Annotated in this window: 16 protein-coding genes; 14 read left to right on the top strand and 2 right to left on the bottom strand. The window is 35.2% G+C overall.

The genetic code is table 11. The annotated features are described in order from the left end of the window. Positions 1–10 precede the first annotated feature (10 nt). The 8 genes from hutI to KPL75_RS04550 all read left to right on the top strand — a co-directional run bounded on the left by hutI (position 11) and on the right by KPL75_RS04550 (position 9,277). Entirely contained in the window at positions 11–1,282 is a 1,272-nt protein-coding gene (gene hutI / locus KPL75_RS04585) for an imidazolonepropionase (protein WP_219919582.1), read from the top strand. Then, a complete protein-coding gene (hutG, locus tag KPL75_RS04580; protein WP_219919581.1) occupies positions 1,261–2,232 on the top strand; it encodes a formimidoylglutamase in 972 nt (323 codons plus the stop codon). Before hutI ends, hutG begins: the two co-directional genes overlap by 22 nt. A 306-nt stretch (positions 2,233–2,538) precedes the next feature. Beyond that, positions 2,539–3,000 (top strand): CarD family transcriptional regulator, encoded by a 462-nt coding sequence (locus KPL75_RS04575; RefSeq protein ID WP_219919580.1) that lies wholly within the window; start codon positions 2,539–2,541, stop codon positions 2,998–3,000. A 602-nt stretch (positions 3,001–3,602) separates the two neighbouring features. Further along, positions 3,603–4,730 carry an alkene reductase gene (locus tag KPL75_RS04570; RefSeq protein WP_219919579.1) on the top strand — a complete coding sequence of 376 codons (1,128 nt, stop codon included), beginning with the start codon at positions 3,603–3,605 and terminating at the stop codon, positions 4,728–4,730. A gap of 71 nt (positions 4,731–4,801) precedes the next feature. After that, positions 4,802–6,376, top strand: a complete 1,575-nt coding sequence (locus tag KPL75_RS04565; RefSeq protein ID WP_219919578.1) for an FMN-binding glutamate synthase family protein — start codon at positions 4,802–4,804, stop codon at positions 6,374–6,376. A gap of 319 nt (positions 6,377–6,695) precedes the next feature. Next, entirely contained in the window at positions 6,696–7,634 is a 939-nt protein-coding gene (locus tag KPL75_RS04560) for a ring-cleaving dioxygenase (protein WP_219919577.1), read from the top strand. Positions 7,635–7,661: 27 nt separating this feature from the next. Then, entirely contained in the window at positions 7,662–8,276 is a 615-nt protein-coding gene (locus KPL75_RS04555) for an alpha/beta hydrolase (RefSeq protein ID WP_219921065.1), read from the top strand. Positions 8,277–8,485: 209 nt separating this feature from the next. Beyond that, complete coding sequence (locus tag KPL75_RS04550; protein WP_219919576.1) at positions 8,486–9,277, top strand: phosphotransferase; 792 nt, start codon at positions 8,486–8,488, stop codon at positions 9,275–9,277. A 73-nt stretch (positions 9,278–9,350) separates the two neighbouring features. On the opposite strand, the gene KPL75_RS04545 is transcribed toward KPL75_RS04550, so the two are convergent. Further along, positions 9,351–10,883, bottom strand: a complete 1,533-nt coding sequence (locus tag KPL75_RS04545) for a BA3702 family sensor histidine kinase (RefSeq protein ID WP_219919575.1) — start codon at positions 10,881–10,883, stop codon at positions 9,351–9,353. Positions 10,884–11,120: 237 nt separating this feature from the next. Here KPL75_RS04545 and KPL75_RS04540 point away from each other — a divergent pair, with 237 nt between their 5' ends. After that, complete coding sequence (locus tag KPL75_RS04540; RefSeq protein ID WP_219919574.1) at positions 11,121–11,492, top strand: VOC family protein; 372 nt, start codon at positions 11,121–11,123, stop codon at positions 11,490–11,492. 20 nt (positions 11,493–11,512) lie between these two features. Here KPL75_RS04540 and KPL75_RS04535 read toward each other — a convergent pair whose 3' ends face one another. Beyond that, on the bottom strand, positions 11,513–12,322 hold the full coding sequence (locus tag KPL75_RS04535) for a YitT family protein (protein ID WP_219919573.1): 810 nt from the start codon (positions 12,320–12,322) through the stop codon (positions 11,513–11,515). Positions 12,323–12,465: 143 nt separating this feature from the next. Between KPL75_RS04535 and KPL75_RS04530 the strand changes: the two genes are divergently transcribed. The 5 genes from KPL75_RS04530 (at position 12,466) to KPL75_RS04510 (ending at position 14,793) form a co-directional block, all read left to right on the top strand. Further along, the gene (locus tag KPL75_RS04530; protein ID WP_219919572.1) at positions 12,466–13,269 is read left to right on the top strand and encodes a protein phosphatase 2C domain-containing protein; all 804 of its coding nucleotides are present in this window, start codon (positions 12,466–12,468) and stop codon (positions 13,267–13,269) included. A gap of 15 nt (positions 13,270–13,284) precedes the next feature. Next, positions 13,285–13,737, top strand: a complete 453-nt coding sequence (locus KPL75_RS04525; protein ID WP_219919571.1) for a peptidoglycan recognition protein family protein — start codon at positions 13,285–13,287, stop codon at positions 13,735–13,737. 17 nt (positions 13,738–13,754) lie between these two features. After that, positions 13,755–14,006 carry a DUF2164 domain-containing protein gene (locus tag KPL75_RS04520; RefSeq protein WP_002111161.1) on the top strand — a complete coding sequence of 84 codons (252 nt, stop codon included), beginning with the start codon at positions 13,755–13,757 and terminating at the stop codon, positions 14,004–14,006. Positions 14,007–14,146: 140 nt separating this feature from the next. Then, positions 14,147–14,449: an urease subunit gamma gene (locus KPL75_RS04515; protein WP_002066603.1), complete on the top strand. Its 303-nt coding sequence runs from the start codon at positions 14,147–14,149 to the stop codon at positions 14,447–14,449. A 14-nt stretch (positions 14,450–14,463) separates the two neighbouring features. Next, positions 14,464–14,793, top strand: coding sequence for an urease subunit beta (locus KPL75_RS04510; protein WP_219919570.1), 330 nt, complete (start codon positions 14,464–14,466; stop codon positions 14,791–14,793). The last annotated feature ends 1 nt before the right edge of the window (position 14,794 follow it).

The raw sequence follows: 14,794 nt of genomic DNA, 5'->3' as shown, positions 1-14,794 counted from the left end.
AGGAAGAAACATGCTGGACACTTTACTAATAAATATCGGTCAATTACTAACAATGGATCAAGAAGATGGCTTGTTAAGACGGGAAGCGATGAACACGCTTCCTGTTATTGAAAACGGTGCGATTGGAATAGAAAATGGCGTGATTACTTTCGTTGGAACAGCGGAAGAAGCAAAAGGATTACAAGCGAAAGAGGTTATTGATTGCGGCGGGAAAATGGTTTCTCCTGGTCTTGTTGATCCGCATACTCATCTTGTGTTTGGTGGATCTCGTGAAAATGAAATCGCGCTGAAATTACAAGGCGTTCCGTACTTGGAAATTTTAGAACAAGGCGGAGGTATTCTTGCGACTGTAAATGCAACGAAACAGGCATCGAAAGAAGAACTTGTGCAAAAAGCGAAATTCCATTTAGACCGTATGCTATCTTTCGGTGTAACAACCGTAGAAGCGAAGAGTGGTTACGGATTAGATGACGAGACGGAATGGAAACAATTAGAGGTAACTGCGCAATTACAAAAAGAGCATCCAATTGATTTAGTTTCAACATTTTTAGGTGCTCATGCAGTTCCGAAAGAGTATAAAGGAAGATCGAAAGAATTTTTACAATGGATGCTAGATCTATTACCAGAGATGAAAGAGAAGCAATTAGCTGAGTTCGTTGATATTTTCTGTGAAACAGGTGTGTTCTCTGTAGAAGAATCAAAAGAATTTTTATTAAAAGCGAAAGAGTTTGGCTTTGATGTGAAAATTCATGCAGATGAAATCGACCCTCTTGGTGGTGCGGAAGCAGCGGCTGAAATCGGTGCAGCGTCAGCGGACCATTTAGTTGGCGCTTCTGATAAAGGAATTGAAATGCTTGCGGATTCTAATACAGTAGCGACTTTATTACCAGGAACAACTTTCTATTTAAATAAAGAAAGTTTCGCACGCGGTCGCAAAATGATTGATGAAGGTGTTGCGGTTGCTTTAGCTACAGACTTTAACCCAGGTAGCTGTCCAACTGAAAACATTCAGCTTATTATGAGCATTGCGATGCTGAAATTGAAAATGACACCAGAAGAAGTCTGGAATGCCGTAACGGTTAACTCATCTTATGCCATTAATCGAGGCGATGTAGCTGGGAAAATTAGAGTTGGTCGTAAGGCGGATTTAGTTTTATGGGATGCTTATAATTACGCTTACGTACCGTACCATTACGGTGTAAGTCATGTAAATACAGTATGGAAGAATGGTAATATCGCATATACAAGAGGTGAACAATCGTGGAGCACGGCCACTATTTAAAGAAAAATGCAAAGTTTATCGATCGCGAAGTAACGAAATGGAGCGAAATGATTAAAGATTGGGAGGAAGGGGAGGAAATATTCGGTGCTGCCTTAATTGGAGCACCCCTTTCTAAACCATCTATTAGTCATTCAGGAGCATGTTTTGCACCAAAAACAATTCGTTCAATGTTAGATGCATATAGCACGTACGCAATTACAGAAGGACATGATATGAAAGAAAGTGTTCTTCATGATTGCGGTGATATTACGATGCATGTGACAGATATAAAAGAGAGTCATAACCGAATTGCGAAAACAGTTGGTCACTTGACGAAAGTAAATCCGAAAATGATACCAATCGTTCTTGGTGGTGACCACTCGATTAGTTTTCCGAGTATAACTGGTTTTGCAAATAGTAAAGGGAAGATCGGTATTATTCAGTTTGATGCCCATCATGATTTACGTAATTTAGATGATGGTGGTCCATCAAATGGTACACCGTTCCGTAGTTTGCTAGAAAATGATGTGATTATAGGAAAACAACTCGTTCAAATTGGGATTCGTAATTTTTCAAATGCACGAGCGTACCATGAATATGCAAAAGAGCATGGCGTGACAGTGTATACAATGAAAGATGTAAGAGAGCGAGAAATAAAAGATCTTATTTCAGAAAGTATTGAAATATTAAGAAAACAAGGTGTGACTTCTATTTATATTTCTCTTGATATGGACGTACTAGACCAAGCGTTTGCGCCAGGCTGTCCAGCAATTGGCCCTGGTGGAATGGATAGTACAACTTTACTTGATGCAATTGAATTCCTGGGTAAAGAGCCACTCGTTCAAGGGATGGATATAGTAGAAATTGATCCAACTCTTGATTTTAGGGATATGACGAGTAGAGTAGCTGCGCAAGTGATTATGAGTTTTCTTTTAGCGCGAGAAACGATTAGTAAACAGGTTAGTATATAAGCGAGGAATCGTGTGTGTGAAGTTTTGAAGTAACCGTTTTTGTCTTTCATGTTGCACATTATATAAAAACACATCGCTACTTATATGTAGTGATGTGTTTTTTTGTTTTACAAGGTATATAAAATTGGAGGAAATGGGTGTGAAAAGGTAACAAAAATGCGGGTTTTTTAGTGTTTCTGTACAGATTGAATTTTTATGCGTAAATAAATTGACATAGAAAATATTTTTGTGATATTATAAAAATTTTGCTAAAAAAATAAATGTGTGTTAAGATTGAGAAGGTTACCATATATGGAGGTGGATTATTTGTTTCAAATTGGCGATAACATCGTTTATCCAATGCACGGAGCAGGTATAATTAAAGCCATAGAAGAAAAGGAAATCTCAGGAGAAAAACAACAGTATTATGTTATAAAAATGTCGGCTAGTAATATGGAAGTGATGATTCCTATTGGGAAAGTATTGACTTCAAATATACGACCAGTCACAGATATAAAGGCATTAACAAACATAATAGATATTTTTCAGCACGGGGAATCAGATAGATTACTGACGTGGAAACAAAGGTATAAAGTGAACACAGACAAAATAAAAACGGGTAAAATACAAGAAGGTGCTGAAGTTGTACGTGATTTATTACGTATGCAGAAAGAAAAAGCACTTAATGCAAGCGAAAAGAAAATGTTAGATAATGCACATGAATTTTTGATTAGTGAACTGGGATTAATTGAAGGTATCACAGAAAATCAAATAAAAAGCTTTTGTTAAGATTCATTGTAGATAATGTATTACATCCCAAAAAAGATCTTGAATTTTTTGGGAATATAATTATAGAAAATCAATCATTTCAAAAACATTCAACTCTTTCAAACCACTTTTAAAGCATTAACCTCGTTTGTTATGACTACAATTTAATCCATTTTTATTTTTTAATTTCTTTTACGAATGTTCGAAGTTTAATTCAATACTTCGATAAAATAGTTACTTGATTTTTGCAATCCTGATTCACACTGGCACGGACAAGGAGCCGTAAGGATGAAAGAGAGGTAGGGCTTTCATTGTTTTAGGTATATAAGTTTTTATTTTTAGAAGAATACTGAGCCACTCTCATTTCTATTGTTAAGAGATTTTCCATATGTGAGGAGATAATAATTGTTTATTTTCTTTATGTAAAAGAGATAAACGAATTGTTAGCCTTATATGGTCAACTAAAAGAGGTTTCCTAATTAGGAAACCTCTTTAATTTTTGTTTTTGTTATTCTATTTATTTAATATTCGAATATTTAATGTTAAAGACGTATAAATTGACGTTACTATTTAAAAGTAAGTATGATGCGATTATAGTAATTTTTTTATAAGGGGGAAGAAAAATGACAAGTTCAAACAATAAAGCAGCAAATATTTATGCAGGAACAAATATAAATAATTGGGGATCTTTTGAAAACATTGATGAAACAAAGGTGTTTGATCCGATTCAAATTGGATCTTGGTCTCTTCGTAATCGCATAGCGATGGCACCGATGACGAGATGTTTTGCAAATAATGAGACCGGGGTAGTTGGTACTGATGTAGTAGAGTATTACCAAAAACGTGCTGCGGATGGGATTGGATTAATTATTACAGAAGGAATTGTCATTAGCCCGAGAGCAAAAGGGAATCCGGGAGTACCAGGTATTTATACACAAGCGCAAATTGATTCTTGGAAACCTGTTACAGAGGCAGTACATAAAGAAGGCGGAACGATTATTGCTCAAATATGGCATGTTGGACGTATGAGTCATCACGAAATAATTGGTGGTCAAATGCCGCAAGCGCCGTCTGCTATTGCTGCGGAGGGTAATGTTCCGCGTTTTCGTAAACCGTTTGATACACCAGAAGCAATGACAATAGAAGAAATAAAAGAAGTTATCGGTCAATATGCACAAGCTGCAAAGAACGCAATCGAAGCTGGATTTGATGGAGTAGAAATTCACGGTGCACACGGATATTTAATTGATCAATTTACTTATGAATTTGCAAATAAGCGCACAGATAAATATGGTGGTGATTTAAAGCAAAGGTTAACATTTATGAAAGAAGTAACCGCGGCTGTAATTGAAGCAGTTGGAGCTAATAAAACACTGCTTCGCTTCTCTGCCTTTAAAGGTGATAACCCTGCCTATATGTGGGAAAACCCAGAACTTGCGATTGAAACTTTTGTAAATATGTTTAAAGAAGTTGGATTAACGATGATTCACCCTTCAACGATGAATTATACGCAAGTTATTGCTGACGGAAAGAATTTTCATCAATTAGTAAGAAAATATTGGGATGGTACTATTGTTGGGGTGGGCAATTTGAATCCGAAAGAGGCAGAAGAAGCATTGCAAGAAGGAACAATTGATGTAGCGGCGTTCGGAAGACCATTAATCGCTAACCCAGATTTTGTTCATCGAATTAAAAAAGCTGAAAGTTTAGTTGAATATGACGCGAAAGAGCATCTTGCTACGTTAGTGTGAATAAGGATAAAAAGAGAACACATCGAGTGTTCTCTTTTTATTATGGAATTTCATATATAGGGGGAAGCGGAATGAGTGAAGCGCTACTCGTTATTATTAGTATATTGCTCTTTTTGATGCTACTTTTAATTGTCTTTTTTATTATTACATTTTTTATTAAAAAACGGACGCATCATTCTATATTAAAACTGCATCCATACTTAGGTAGAATGCGCTATTTACTCGAAAAAATAGGCCCGGAATTTCGGCAATATTGGTTTGATCATGATACTGACGGAAAGCCTTTTTCGCGCTACGATTTTCAAAGTGTTATGTTTCTAGCGAAATATCGTTCTGAAATACTTGGTTTTGGATCAAAACGGAATTTTGAGGAATCTGGCTATTATATCGCTAATACATTATTCCCCACATTAACAGATGAATTAAGTGTGAATCTCACGCAAGAACGTGAGGGGAAAAAGTATATGATTCATAAAGAAGGATTATTTTCAAGAAGAGAAAAATTGACGGCGGATACAACAAACCTTTGGTTGTATGAAGAAGATGATGCAATTATAGTCGGCGAAAATCGTAAATATCCATGGAAACTGTATGGTATGTTTGGAGCGTCAGCAACTTCTTACGGTGCGATTGGGGAAAATTATATTTTATCAGCTGGGTTTGGTGCAAAAATGGCAGGTGGTTCGTGGATTAATACTGGGGAAGGGGGCGTAATTCCAGAACATTTACATACGGGTGCGAATATCGTTGCGCAAATTGGTCCGGGATTATTCGGATACCGTGACGAGGACGGGAATTTTTCGATGAAAGAGTTTATGGAAAAGGCGAAAGAAAGTAATATTAAAGCGTTTGAATTGAAATTTGGGCAAGGAGCCAAAATACGTGGTGGTCATTTAGAAGGACAGAAGGTAAATGAGAAAATCGCTTCCGTTCGGAAAGTACGAGAAGGTGAAACGATTAATTCGCCAAATCGATTTTCATTTATTAATAGTGCGGCAGAGGCTTTATATTTTATTCAAGATTTGCAAGAAAACGGTGGTAAACCAGTGGGCATGAAAATTGTAATTGGTCAACAGAAGCCTTTGGAAGATTTATTAAAAACAATGAAAGAATTAAACATCTATCCAGATTTTATTACAATCGACGGTTCAGAAGGTGGATCAGGTGCAACGTATAAATCGATGGCAGATAGTATGGGGCTACCGCTGATACCGGCATTACTTACATTTATTGATACGGCGAATCATTACGGTGTTCGGGATAAATTAAAGGTGTTTGCCTCAGGGAAATTAATCACACCAGATAAAGTAGCGATTGCTTTAGCTATCGGTGCAGATGCCGTAAATTCAGCACGCGGCTTCATGATGGCAAGTGGCTGTATTATGGCGCTTCAATGTAATTCAGGGCAATGCCCATCGGGTGTTGCAACTACGAATCCGCACTACCAAAAAGCATTAGATCCGTATGAGAAGAAATGGAGGGTAATGAACTATATTATTAGTATGAGATATAGTTTGTTTTCATTAGCGGCAGCCGCGGGAGAAAAGAGCCCGCGCCATTTAACGAGAGAGCATATTGTGTTTAAAGATGAAAGGGGAAAAATTGTTCCGCTATCGGAGCTGTTCCCTACAGTAAATCGAAAATAAAATATATGTGTTAAAAGTCATACGTTGGTATGACTTTTTTATTCGATAATAAAGTTAATTAAGAGAACAATAATTTAAATAAGTAACTTATTGACAATGAAAAATAAGTTACTTATAATAAATCTTGAGTTCGAGATAAATCGTATTCTAAATAAAGATTTATTATGATTATAAACCGAACAAATATTTTTTTGTGAATTATCTCGAATTCGAGATAAAATTATAATGGCGGATTTTACTTTGCAGTATGGACAAAATGAATAATGAATTGTAGTGTATAAAAAGTTTTTTATAACGAAATAAAAAAGGAGTGGGTGAAATGGAAAAGAAAACAATGGGGATACATCATATTACAGCAATTGTAGGGCATCCACAAGAAAATGTAGACTTTTATGCTGGTGTATTAGGGTCACGTTTAGTGAAACAAACAGTGAATTTTGATGATCCAGGTACGTACCATCTTTATTTTGGTAATGAAGGAGGAAAGCCTGGAACAATTATTACGTTTTTTCCATGGGCAGGTGCTCGCCAAGGAATTATTGGAGATGGTCAAGTAGGAATTACTTCATATGTCGTACCAAAAGGTGCAATGGGGTTTTGGGAAAATAGACTAGAAAAGTTTGACGTTTCATATACAAAGATGACTCGATTTGGGGAGCAGTATTTAGAATTTGATGATCCACATGGTTTGCATATAGAATTAGTTGAAAGAGAAGAAGGCGAATTAAATAATTGGAATTTTGGAGAAGTTACGCCGGAAGTAGCAATTAAAGGATTTGGCGGTGCTGTTCTTTTATCGGCACAACCTCAACAAACTGCTGAATTGTTAGAACACGTTATGGGTCTTGAGAAAATTGGAGAAGAGGGTGAATTTGTTCGATTCCGTTCTTCTGCTGATATTGGAAATATTATTGATTTAAAATTATCAACAATCGGACGCGGTCAGATGGGCGTTGGTACAGTTCATCATATTGCTTGGAGAGCGAGCGACGATGCTGATCAACTAGATTGGAGAGAACATGTATCTCGCTTTGGGTACGGTGTAACTCCTGTGCAAGATCGAAATTATTTTAATGCAATTTATTTTAGAGAACACGGGGAAATTTTATTTGAAATTGCGACAGACCCTCCTGGCTTTGCTCATGACGAATCTGTAGAGACGATGGGTGCGGATTTAAAGTTACCGGAGCAATATGAACCAAATAGAAAACAGATTGAACAAACGCTCTTACCATTTGAAGTGAGAAATTTAGACTAAAGTGATTGAAAGGGGAAGAGGATTATGATGAAACATGTTTTTCAAAAAGGAAAAGATACATCAAAACCAGTGTTGTTATTACTTCATGGTACAGGTGGTAATGAATTAGATTTATTACCACTTGCAGAAAGAATTGATCCAGAAGCTTCTGTATTAAGTGTTAGGGGAAATGTATTAGAAAATGGCATGCCACGTTTCTTCCGTAGATTAGCAGAAGGTATTTTTGATGAAGAAGATTTAATTTTCCGTACGAATGAATTAAATGAATTTTTAAATGAAGCGGCAAAAACATATGAATTTGATAGGAACAACATTGTAGCTATCGGTTATTCAAATGGAGCGAACATTGCAGCGAGCTTATTATTCCATTATGAAGATGCATTAAAAGCTGCTGTTCTTCATCATCCAATGGTGCCTAGAAGAGGAATACAATTGCCTAATTTAGCAGAAACAGCGGTATTTATCGCAGCGGGGACAAATGATCCAATTTGTGCGCCTTCTGAGTCAGAAGAATTGAAGACGTTATTAGAAAATGCCAATGCCAATGTAACAATGCATTGGGAAAATAGAGGACATCAATTAACGATGAATGAAGTAGAGAAGGCAACAGAATGGTATGAAAAAGTGTTTTCACATGCATAAATAGTAGACTAAATCGAGTATAAAATCACAAAGATTTTATACTCGATTTTTTTGTTGCAATTTAAGGAATTAAAAGAGAATAGGAAAGTTATGTTAAAATATAAAGAAAAGCAAAGGGGTTCCTGTTTTGTTAATGAGCAGGGGTGTAGAATAATTGGCAATTTGTTTTAAGTGTGTCGATTTTTCTAATAATGAGGGGGAACTATTAGATGTCAAACTACGAAAATGAAGAAATGCTAACGGGAGGGAATGTCTCAAACGTATATCGTTCGGAAGATACTGTTCGACGAGAATTAAAGCAAGGCAGTACCAAAATTCATAAGCTATTAAATCATTTGGAAAACAAAGGTTTTAGTTATGCACCAAAGTTTTTAGGTATTGATGATAAAGATAGAGAGATATTATCATTTATTGAAGGAGAAGCTGGTAATTATCCTTTAAAAGAGTACATGTGGTCTGATGATGTTTTAAAAGAAATAGCGAAGATGCTCCGTCTTTATCATGATGCTGTGAGTGATTTCCCGTTATCAGATGATTGGAAACCGATGGATAATACTCCAAATAAAATAGAGGTTGTATGCCATAATGATTTTGCAATATACAACATTATTTTTAATAATGAAAAACCAGTAGGTATTATTGATTTTGATGTTGCTGGTCCTGGACCAAGACTTTGGGATATAGCCTATACTCTTTACACTTGTGTCCCATTAAGTAGAGTTTATTATAAGGAAACAGGTGAGGCAGTTTATTATAGTTCATTACAGCATGCGGATCGTATAAAGCAAAGGGTTAAATTGTTTTTTGAATCTTACGGTGGGGGTATGGAAGAAGATTATCTGGAGATGGTATTGCTACGATTAGAAGGGTTATGTAAATATATGAAAAGAAAAGCTAAAGAAGGCGATATGAACTTCAAAAAAATGATAGATGAAGGACACCTTGACCATTATGAAAACGATATTAAATTCATTCGTGAACATGGAAGAGAATGGATGTAATGAAATACGTTTTATACAAAAATAAAGCTCAGAGTCATATAGGGACTTTGAGCTTTTTAGTGTAGATGTATAGTTACGAGTTTGTTACAGGCTGAGATGTAGCAATTGGTAATTGGATATCGACAGTTGTTCCTATATTTAATTCACTTGAAATGAATAATTTTCCGTGATGCTCTTGAATGATTTTATAGCACATCATTAAGCCGAGACCAGTTCCTTTTTCTTTCAAGCTATAAAAAGGTTCGCCAAGACGAGCCATGCGCTCTTCAGGAATCCCACAACCTTCATCGATAATACGTATTGAAACAAAATCATTTTCTAACGAAGTTGTTTGAATGAAAATGTTACCACCATCAGGCATCGCCTCAATCGCATTTTTTACTATGTTAATAAAAACTTGTTTTAATTGATTACTGTCACATTGAATGTCAGAAATATAATCGAAATGGTCCATGATGATATGAACGCTATGCATAATTGCTGTTGGTAAAATAAAAGTTACAACTGCTTCAATTAATGTTTGTACGTTGCATGTATGAATAGATAACACTTGTGGTTTAGACATCGCCATAAATTGGCTTGTTATAGATTCCATTTGTGAAATCTCACTCAACATAACGTCCACATACCATTTATTTTCCTCATTTATTTCTGGATGTAATAATGTTAAAAATCCTTTTAATGAAGTGAGTGGGTTTCTAATTTCATGTGCAATTCCAGCTGTCAGTTGTCCTACTACTGCAAGCTTTTCGGATTTTCGTAATAACTTTTCAGTTTCTTTTAGTTCGGTAACGTCCCTTCCCATCACTATAAGACCTTTGCGTGAGCCATCAGGATGGAAGAGTGGGACTTTTGAAATACTTAAAACTAGGTCGAAATCATCTCTATGTATAATAAATTCCTCTCCGTGAAGAATTTGTCCTTTTTGCCATGTTAGTTCATCGACTTCTTCACAATGTAAAAAAGATTCGCGGTACGCTTCGTTGTATTGAATGAGTTCATTATCTCTTTTTCCATGATAAGGTACGTTATGGAAATTGAAACAAGAAAGCGCATAGTCATTCGCCTCAAGCCAGCGTCCTTCATGATCTTTAAAAATAACAAACGCAGGCATTGAATTCATTAATGTGCGTAATCGTTTCTCACTCTCTTGTAATACTTTCTCAATTCTTTCTGATTTTTCAAGAGGTTTCATAATGGCGTATACACCTGTTAAACGGTTTTTAACAAAAATAGGAACTAATTTTGTTACGACATCTAGTAAATATCCATCTTTATGATAAACAGAGAGGATATACTCTTTTTGATTATCAGCTACAGTATTTTTTATGTATTGTGGCACTTGATCAGAAATATGTGCTTCTAAAATAGAAGTAATTATTTTACGCTCTAATTCGTTAGAAGTGTAACCTAATATTCTTTCAGCAGAAGGATTAATATGTAAAATAACACCTTCTAAACTCAATGAAATAATACTATCAGGGTTATGTTCAAAAAGAGAGGCGTACATTTCTGCTAAAGAACGATTTTGTATATGGTTTCGCAAGCGTCCAGATACGTTCGGATGACGCTTTTTTTGAGTAGATGAATATTTTTTACGACTCATAATATTTCCTCCGTACAACTAGCATCTAAAAAAAAGATTAATCTAGTACTAACTATAATATAGGTGCAATGTGTATTTCTATAAAAAATGGAAATTATATAATAAATTTTCTTTTTTATTTTTAGTAGAAGGTAAAAAAAGGTAGTAATAAGAGAATCTTATATTGCTTGATTAATTTTATGTAAGTTACATGAATGTATTTTCGTTATAACATTAGAATAGAAGAGGGGGAGAAACATGAAAAGTTATATTCAAGGAATTGATCATGTACAAGTAGCTGCGCCCGTAGGATGTGAAGAAGAAGCGCGAGAATTTTATGGTAATAAAATTGGAATGGAGGAAATTCCAAAGCCGGAGGAATTAAAGAAGCGTGGTGGGTGTTGGTTTAAGTGTGGAAATCAAGAGATTCATATCGGAGTTGAGCAAAATTTTATGCCAGCTAAAAAGGCGCATCCAGCTTTTTATGTTACTAAAATTGACGAATTTAAACAAGAATTAATACAACAAGGTATTGAAGTAATAGATGATCATGCACGCCCAGAAGTAATTAGATTTTACGTTTCAGATCCGTTTGGAAATAGAATTGAATTTATGCAAAATAAAAACTAGGTGAAGGTCCACCTAGTTTTTTACGCTTTTCTAAACAATCCTAATACTTCAACAGTCTCCGTAATATTAACGAATGCATGAGGATCAATTTCGGAAATCGTTAGTTTCATACTTGCTAACTCTTCACGAGAAACAACTGTCATAAGTACACGTTTTTTTTCGTTTGAATAAGCACCTTCACCATCAAGTAACGTAATTCCGCGTACTACAGTTGAAAGAAGCTTTTTTTTCATTTCTTCCGCTTGATTTGTTACAATCATAAGTGTAACTTTACGATGTTTCGTATGAACGGCATCAATTACTTTACCAGTTACATAAATTGAAAGTAAGCTTGTAAGTGCAACATCCCAAGTGAAGAAAAAGCCTGCAATGACAACAACAACTGTATTTAAACCGATAAGAAATCCGCCAAGTTTAATATCTCGCTTGCGAGATAACAACATACCGATAATATCAAATCCACCAGTTGAACCATGGCAGTTAAAGACAAGACCGATACCAGCTCCGGCGATGACACCGCCAAATACCGATGATAAAAGTGGATCTGTTGCTACGACTTTTACTGGAACATAGTATAATGCAACAGATAATACAATTACAGAAACAACCGTGTTAAAAATTACTTTTTTTCCAAGACCTATGTATCCTAAAATAAGGATAGGTAAGTTCAATGCAAAGTTAATAATACCTGTGTTTACAGGGGTTACAATCCCTAAAATAATAGCAATTCCGCCAATTCCACTACTTAAAATTTTATGGGGGATAAGGAAAAGATTAAAGGCAATTGCGATAATAATAGAACCAAAAATAACACCAAGAAATCTGACCATCTCTTTCCCGTCCTTCACTAAATAATCATATTATTTCAAGATTATATATGAAATTGAAAGTTTTTTGGGAAAACAGTTTATTTTGGAAAATTAGATTAATCTAAAAAGTTCGAGTGTTTGATAAATTGGGAGGGGATACAGATATGAAGATAACGACGTATCAACAGAAGAGTCCTTTAAAACAAGAGTGTGAGGATTCATTTTTTTGTAATGAAGATAAAACGATTTACGGTGTATGCGATGGAGCAACACCGTTAGTTTCATTTTGTGATGAAGAAGGACATAATGGAGCATACATCGCTTCACATTTATTTGTAAGTCATTTTACTTCGCTACGAGAGATTAATAGTTTACAAGATGAAGTTGCAAAGGCGAATGAATTATTGCAAAACAAGATGCTAGAGTACAAGGTTGATACGAGAAAAAAAGACCATCTGTGGTGTACATGTATTGCAGCGGTTCAAATAGAAGGCGATAAACTTGAATATGCACAATTAGGTGATTGTATGATCGTTGCAATACTTCAGGATGGAGCGATAAGAGTATTAACGAAAGATACAGTTAAGGGAATTAGTAAACGCGCAAAAAAGAAGAGAGAAGAGGATCGTAAAAAAGGATTACCAGTCCCGGAAGAACATGTTTTTCAAGATGTTCGGGAGCAGTTGAAATACAACCGCTATCTTGCGAATGTGCCAAACGGTTACTCCGTTGCAAATGGGATGAAAGAAGCAATGACTTATTTACAACATGGGGAATTACATGTAGCTGATGTAAGTGGGATCTTTATTTGTTCGGACGGATTGTTCCATCCGGAGTGGTCGTTAGAACAAATTGTGATATATATAAGAAAGAATAGTATAAAAGAATATGTAGCAATCATTGAAAGGCTAGAAGGAGAAAATAGAATAAGACCAGATGATAAAACCGTTATTATGATCGATTTGTAAGAGGAGGATGTTCATATGGAAATTAAATGTGCAAATTTAACATTTCAAAATGAGTTAGTTCCTTTAGAAAAAGTAAATAAACTGATTATCCACCATACGTCAGAAGATGGATGGGATGTGTATAAAACTCACGAATTTCATCAAAAGGTAAGAGGATGGAGCGGGATTGGTTACAATTATTTTATTGAAGAAGATGGAACTGTAGTCGAAGGACGAGGTTTACATATTGGAGCACATGCGAAAGATAATAATAGGGATACAATTGGAATATGTATGACGGGAAATTTTGATAAATATGATCCAACTACTGCACAAATGAATTCATTATATTCTTTATGTAAAATGTTTATGAAGCAGTTTGCCATAGAGAAAGGGAATATACTTGGCCATAGGGAGTTAGAAGGGGTTACAAAAACTTGTCCAGGAAATCGCTTTTCTATGGTAGAGTTAAGAAAAGTATTATCTTAAATATAGAGGAGTAACTCATGATGATGAACATAAAAATACCGACTGATAAAAAAGAAGAGCTTGTAGCACAAATTCAGCAATTTTTCGTTGAAGAAGATTTAGATGAGATTGGACGTTTTCAAGCAGAACGTTTAATAGAAGAAATGATTAAATTAGTAGGACCATTTGCATACAATCAAGCAATTGGAGATGCAAGAAAACTTGTAACTGAAAAGTTATCAAATATTGAAGAAGATTTATATGTGTTAGAGAAGAATGAAGGGAAATAAAAAAAGACTAGAAATTCTAGTCTTTTTTTTATTTGATTGGCAGAAAAAAACATGGAGAAAACACGGAAAGGACATTGGAAGTACACTTTTTATTTTTAGAATATTCTTAGTTTTAAAATACTTCAGAAAGGAAGAGTGCAATGAGATTAACGCCAAGAGAAATTGATAAAATGCTGGTAGTTGTTGCGGCTGATTTAGCTTATCGACGAAAGGAGAGAGGGCTTAAGTTAAACTATCCAGAAAGTATCGCTATTATTACGTATGAAATTTTGGAAGGAGCAAGAGATGGTAAAAATGTAGCGGAATTAATGGAGCTTGGAAAAAATATTTTAAGTGCTGAAGATGTTATGGATGGTATTGCAGACATGATATCAGATATTCAAGTTGAGGCAACTTTTCCTGATGGAACAAAATTAGTAACTATTCATCAACCAATTCATTAAAGGAAGTGAATGAGATGATTCCAGGGCAATATATCCTTGCGAAAGAAGACATAGTATGTAATGGAAATAAAAAAGCAACGAAAGTTAAGGTGTTAAATCAGGGAGATAGACCGATTCAAATTGGATCTCATTACCACTTTTATGAAGTGAATGAGGCGTTAAAGTTCAATCTTAGTGTAGCAATTGGACAACATTTAAATATTCCAGCGGGTACAGCGGTAAGATTCGAGCCTGGGGATGAAAAAACGATTGAATTAGTTCCATACTCAGGGAAGCAAGAAGTATATGGATTTAAAAATAAAGTGGATGGCGATATTCAATCTTACAAAAAAAGAGGGAGATAGC

It is taken from the genome of Bacillus sp. NP247, from assembly GCF_018966865.1.
In the GTDB taxonomy this organism is placed as follows: domain Bacteria; phylum Bacillota; class Bacilli; order Bacillales; family Bacillaceae_G; genus Bacillus_A.
The sequence above is the reverse complement of the archived record's forward strand: the minus strand, read 5'-3'. Positions and strand labels throughout refer to the sequence as shown.

What these genes read in the sequence shown, in the direction of transcription:
- KPL75_RS04560 (WP_219919577.1), top strand. Translation starts at nt 6,696, where the DNA reads ATGGAAAAGAAAACAATGGGGATACATCATATTACAGCAATTGTAGGG.
- KPL75_RS04565 (WP_219919578.1), top strand. Translation starts at nt 4,802, where the DNA reads ATGAGTGAAGCGCTACTCGTTATTATTAGTATATTGCTCTTTTTGATG.
- KPL75_RS04530 (WP_219919572.1), top strand. Translation starts at nt 12,466, where the DNA reads ATGAAGATAACGACGTATCAACAGAAGAGTCCTTTAAAACAAGAGTGT.
- KPL75_RS04535 (WP_219919573.1), bottom strand. Translation starts at nt 12,322, where the DNA reads ATGGTCAGATTTCTTGGTGTTATTTTTGGTTCTATTATTATCGCAATT.
- KPL75_RS04545 (WP_219919575.1), bottom strand. Translation starts at nt 10,883, where the DNA reads ATGAGTCGTAAAAAATATTCATCTACTCAAAAAAAGCGTCATCCGAAC.
- KPL75_RS04525 (WP_219919571.1), top strand. Translation starts at nt 13,285, where the DNA reads ATGGAAATTAAATGTGCAAATTTAACATTTCAAAATGAGTTAGTTCCT.
- KPL75_RS04515 (WP_002066603.1), top strand. Translation starts at nt 14,147, where the DNA reads ATGAGATTAACGCCAAGAGAAATTGATAAAATGCTGGTAGTTGTTGCG.
- KPL75_RS04555 (WP_219921065.1), top strand. Translation starts at nt 7,662, where the DNA reads ATGAAACATGTTTTTCAAAAAGGAAAAGATACATCAAAACCAGTGTTG.
- KPL75_RS04550 (WP_219919576.1), top strand. Translation starts at nt 8,486, where the DNA reads ATGTCAAACTACGAAAATGAAGAAATGCTAACGGGAGGGAATGTCTCA.
- KPL75_RS04570 (WP_219919579.1), top strand. Translation starts at nt 3,603, where the DNA reads ATGACAAGTTCAAACAATAAAGCAGCAAATATTTATGCAGGAACAAAT.
- KPL75_RS04520 (WP_002111161.1), top strand. Translation starts at nt 13,755, where the DNA reads ATGATGATGAACATAAAAATACCGACTGATAAAAAAGAAGAGCTTGTA.
- KPL75_RS04510 (WP_219919570.1), top strand. Translation starts at nt 14,464, where the DNA reads ATGATTCCAGGGCAATATATCCTTGCGAAAGAAGACATAGTATGTAAT.
- KPL75_RS04540 (WP_219919574.1), top strand. Translation starts at nt 11,121, where the DNA reads ATGAAAAGTTATATTCAAGGAATTGATCATGTACAAGTAGCTGCGCCC.
- hutI (WP_219919582.1), top strand. Translation starts at nt 11, where the DNA reads ATGCTGGACACTTTACTAATAAATATCGGTCAATTACTAACAATGGAT.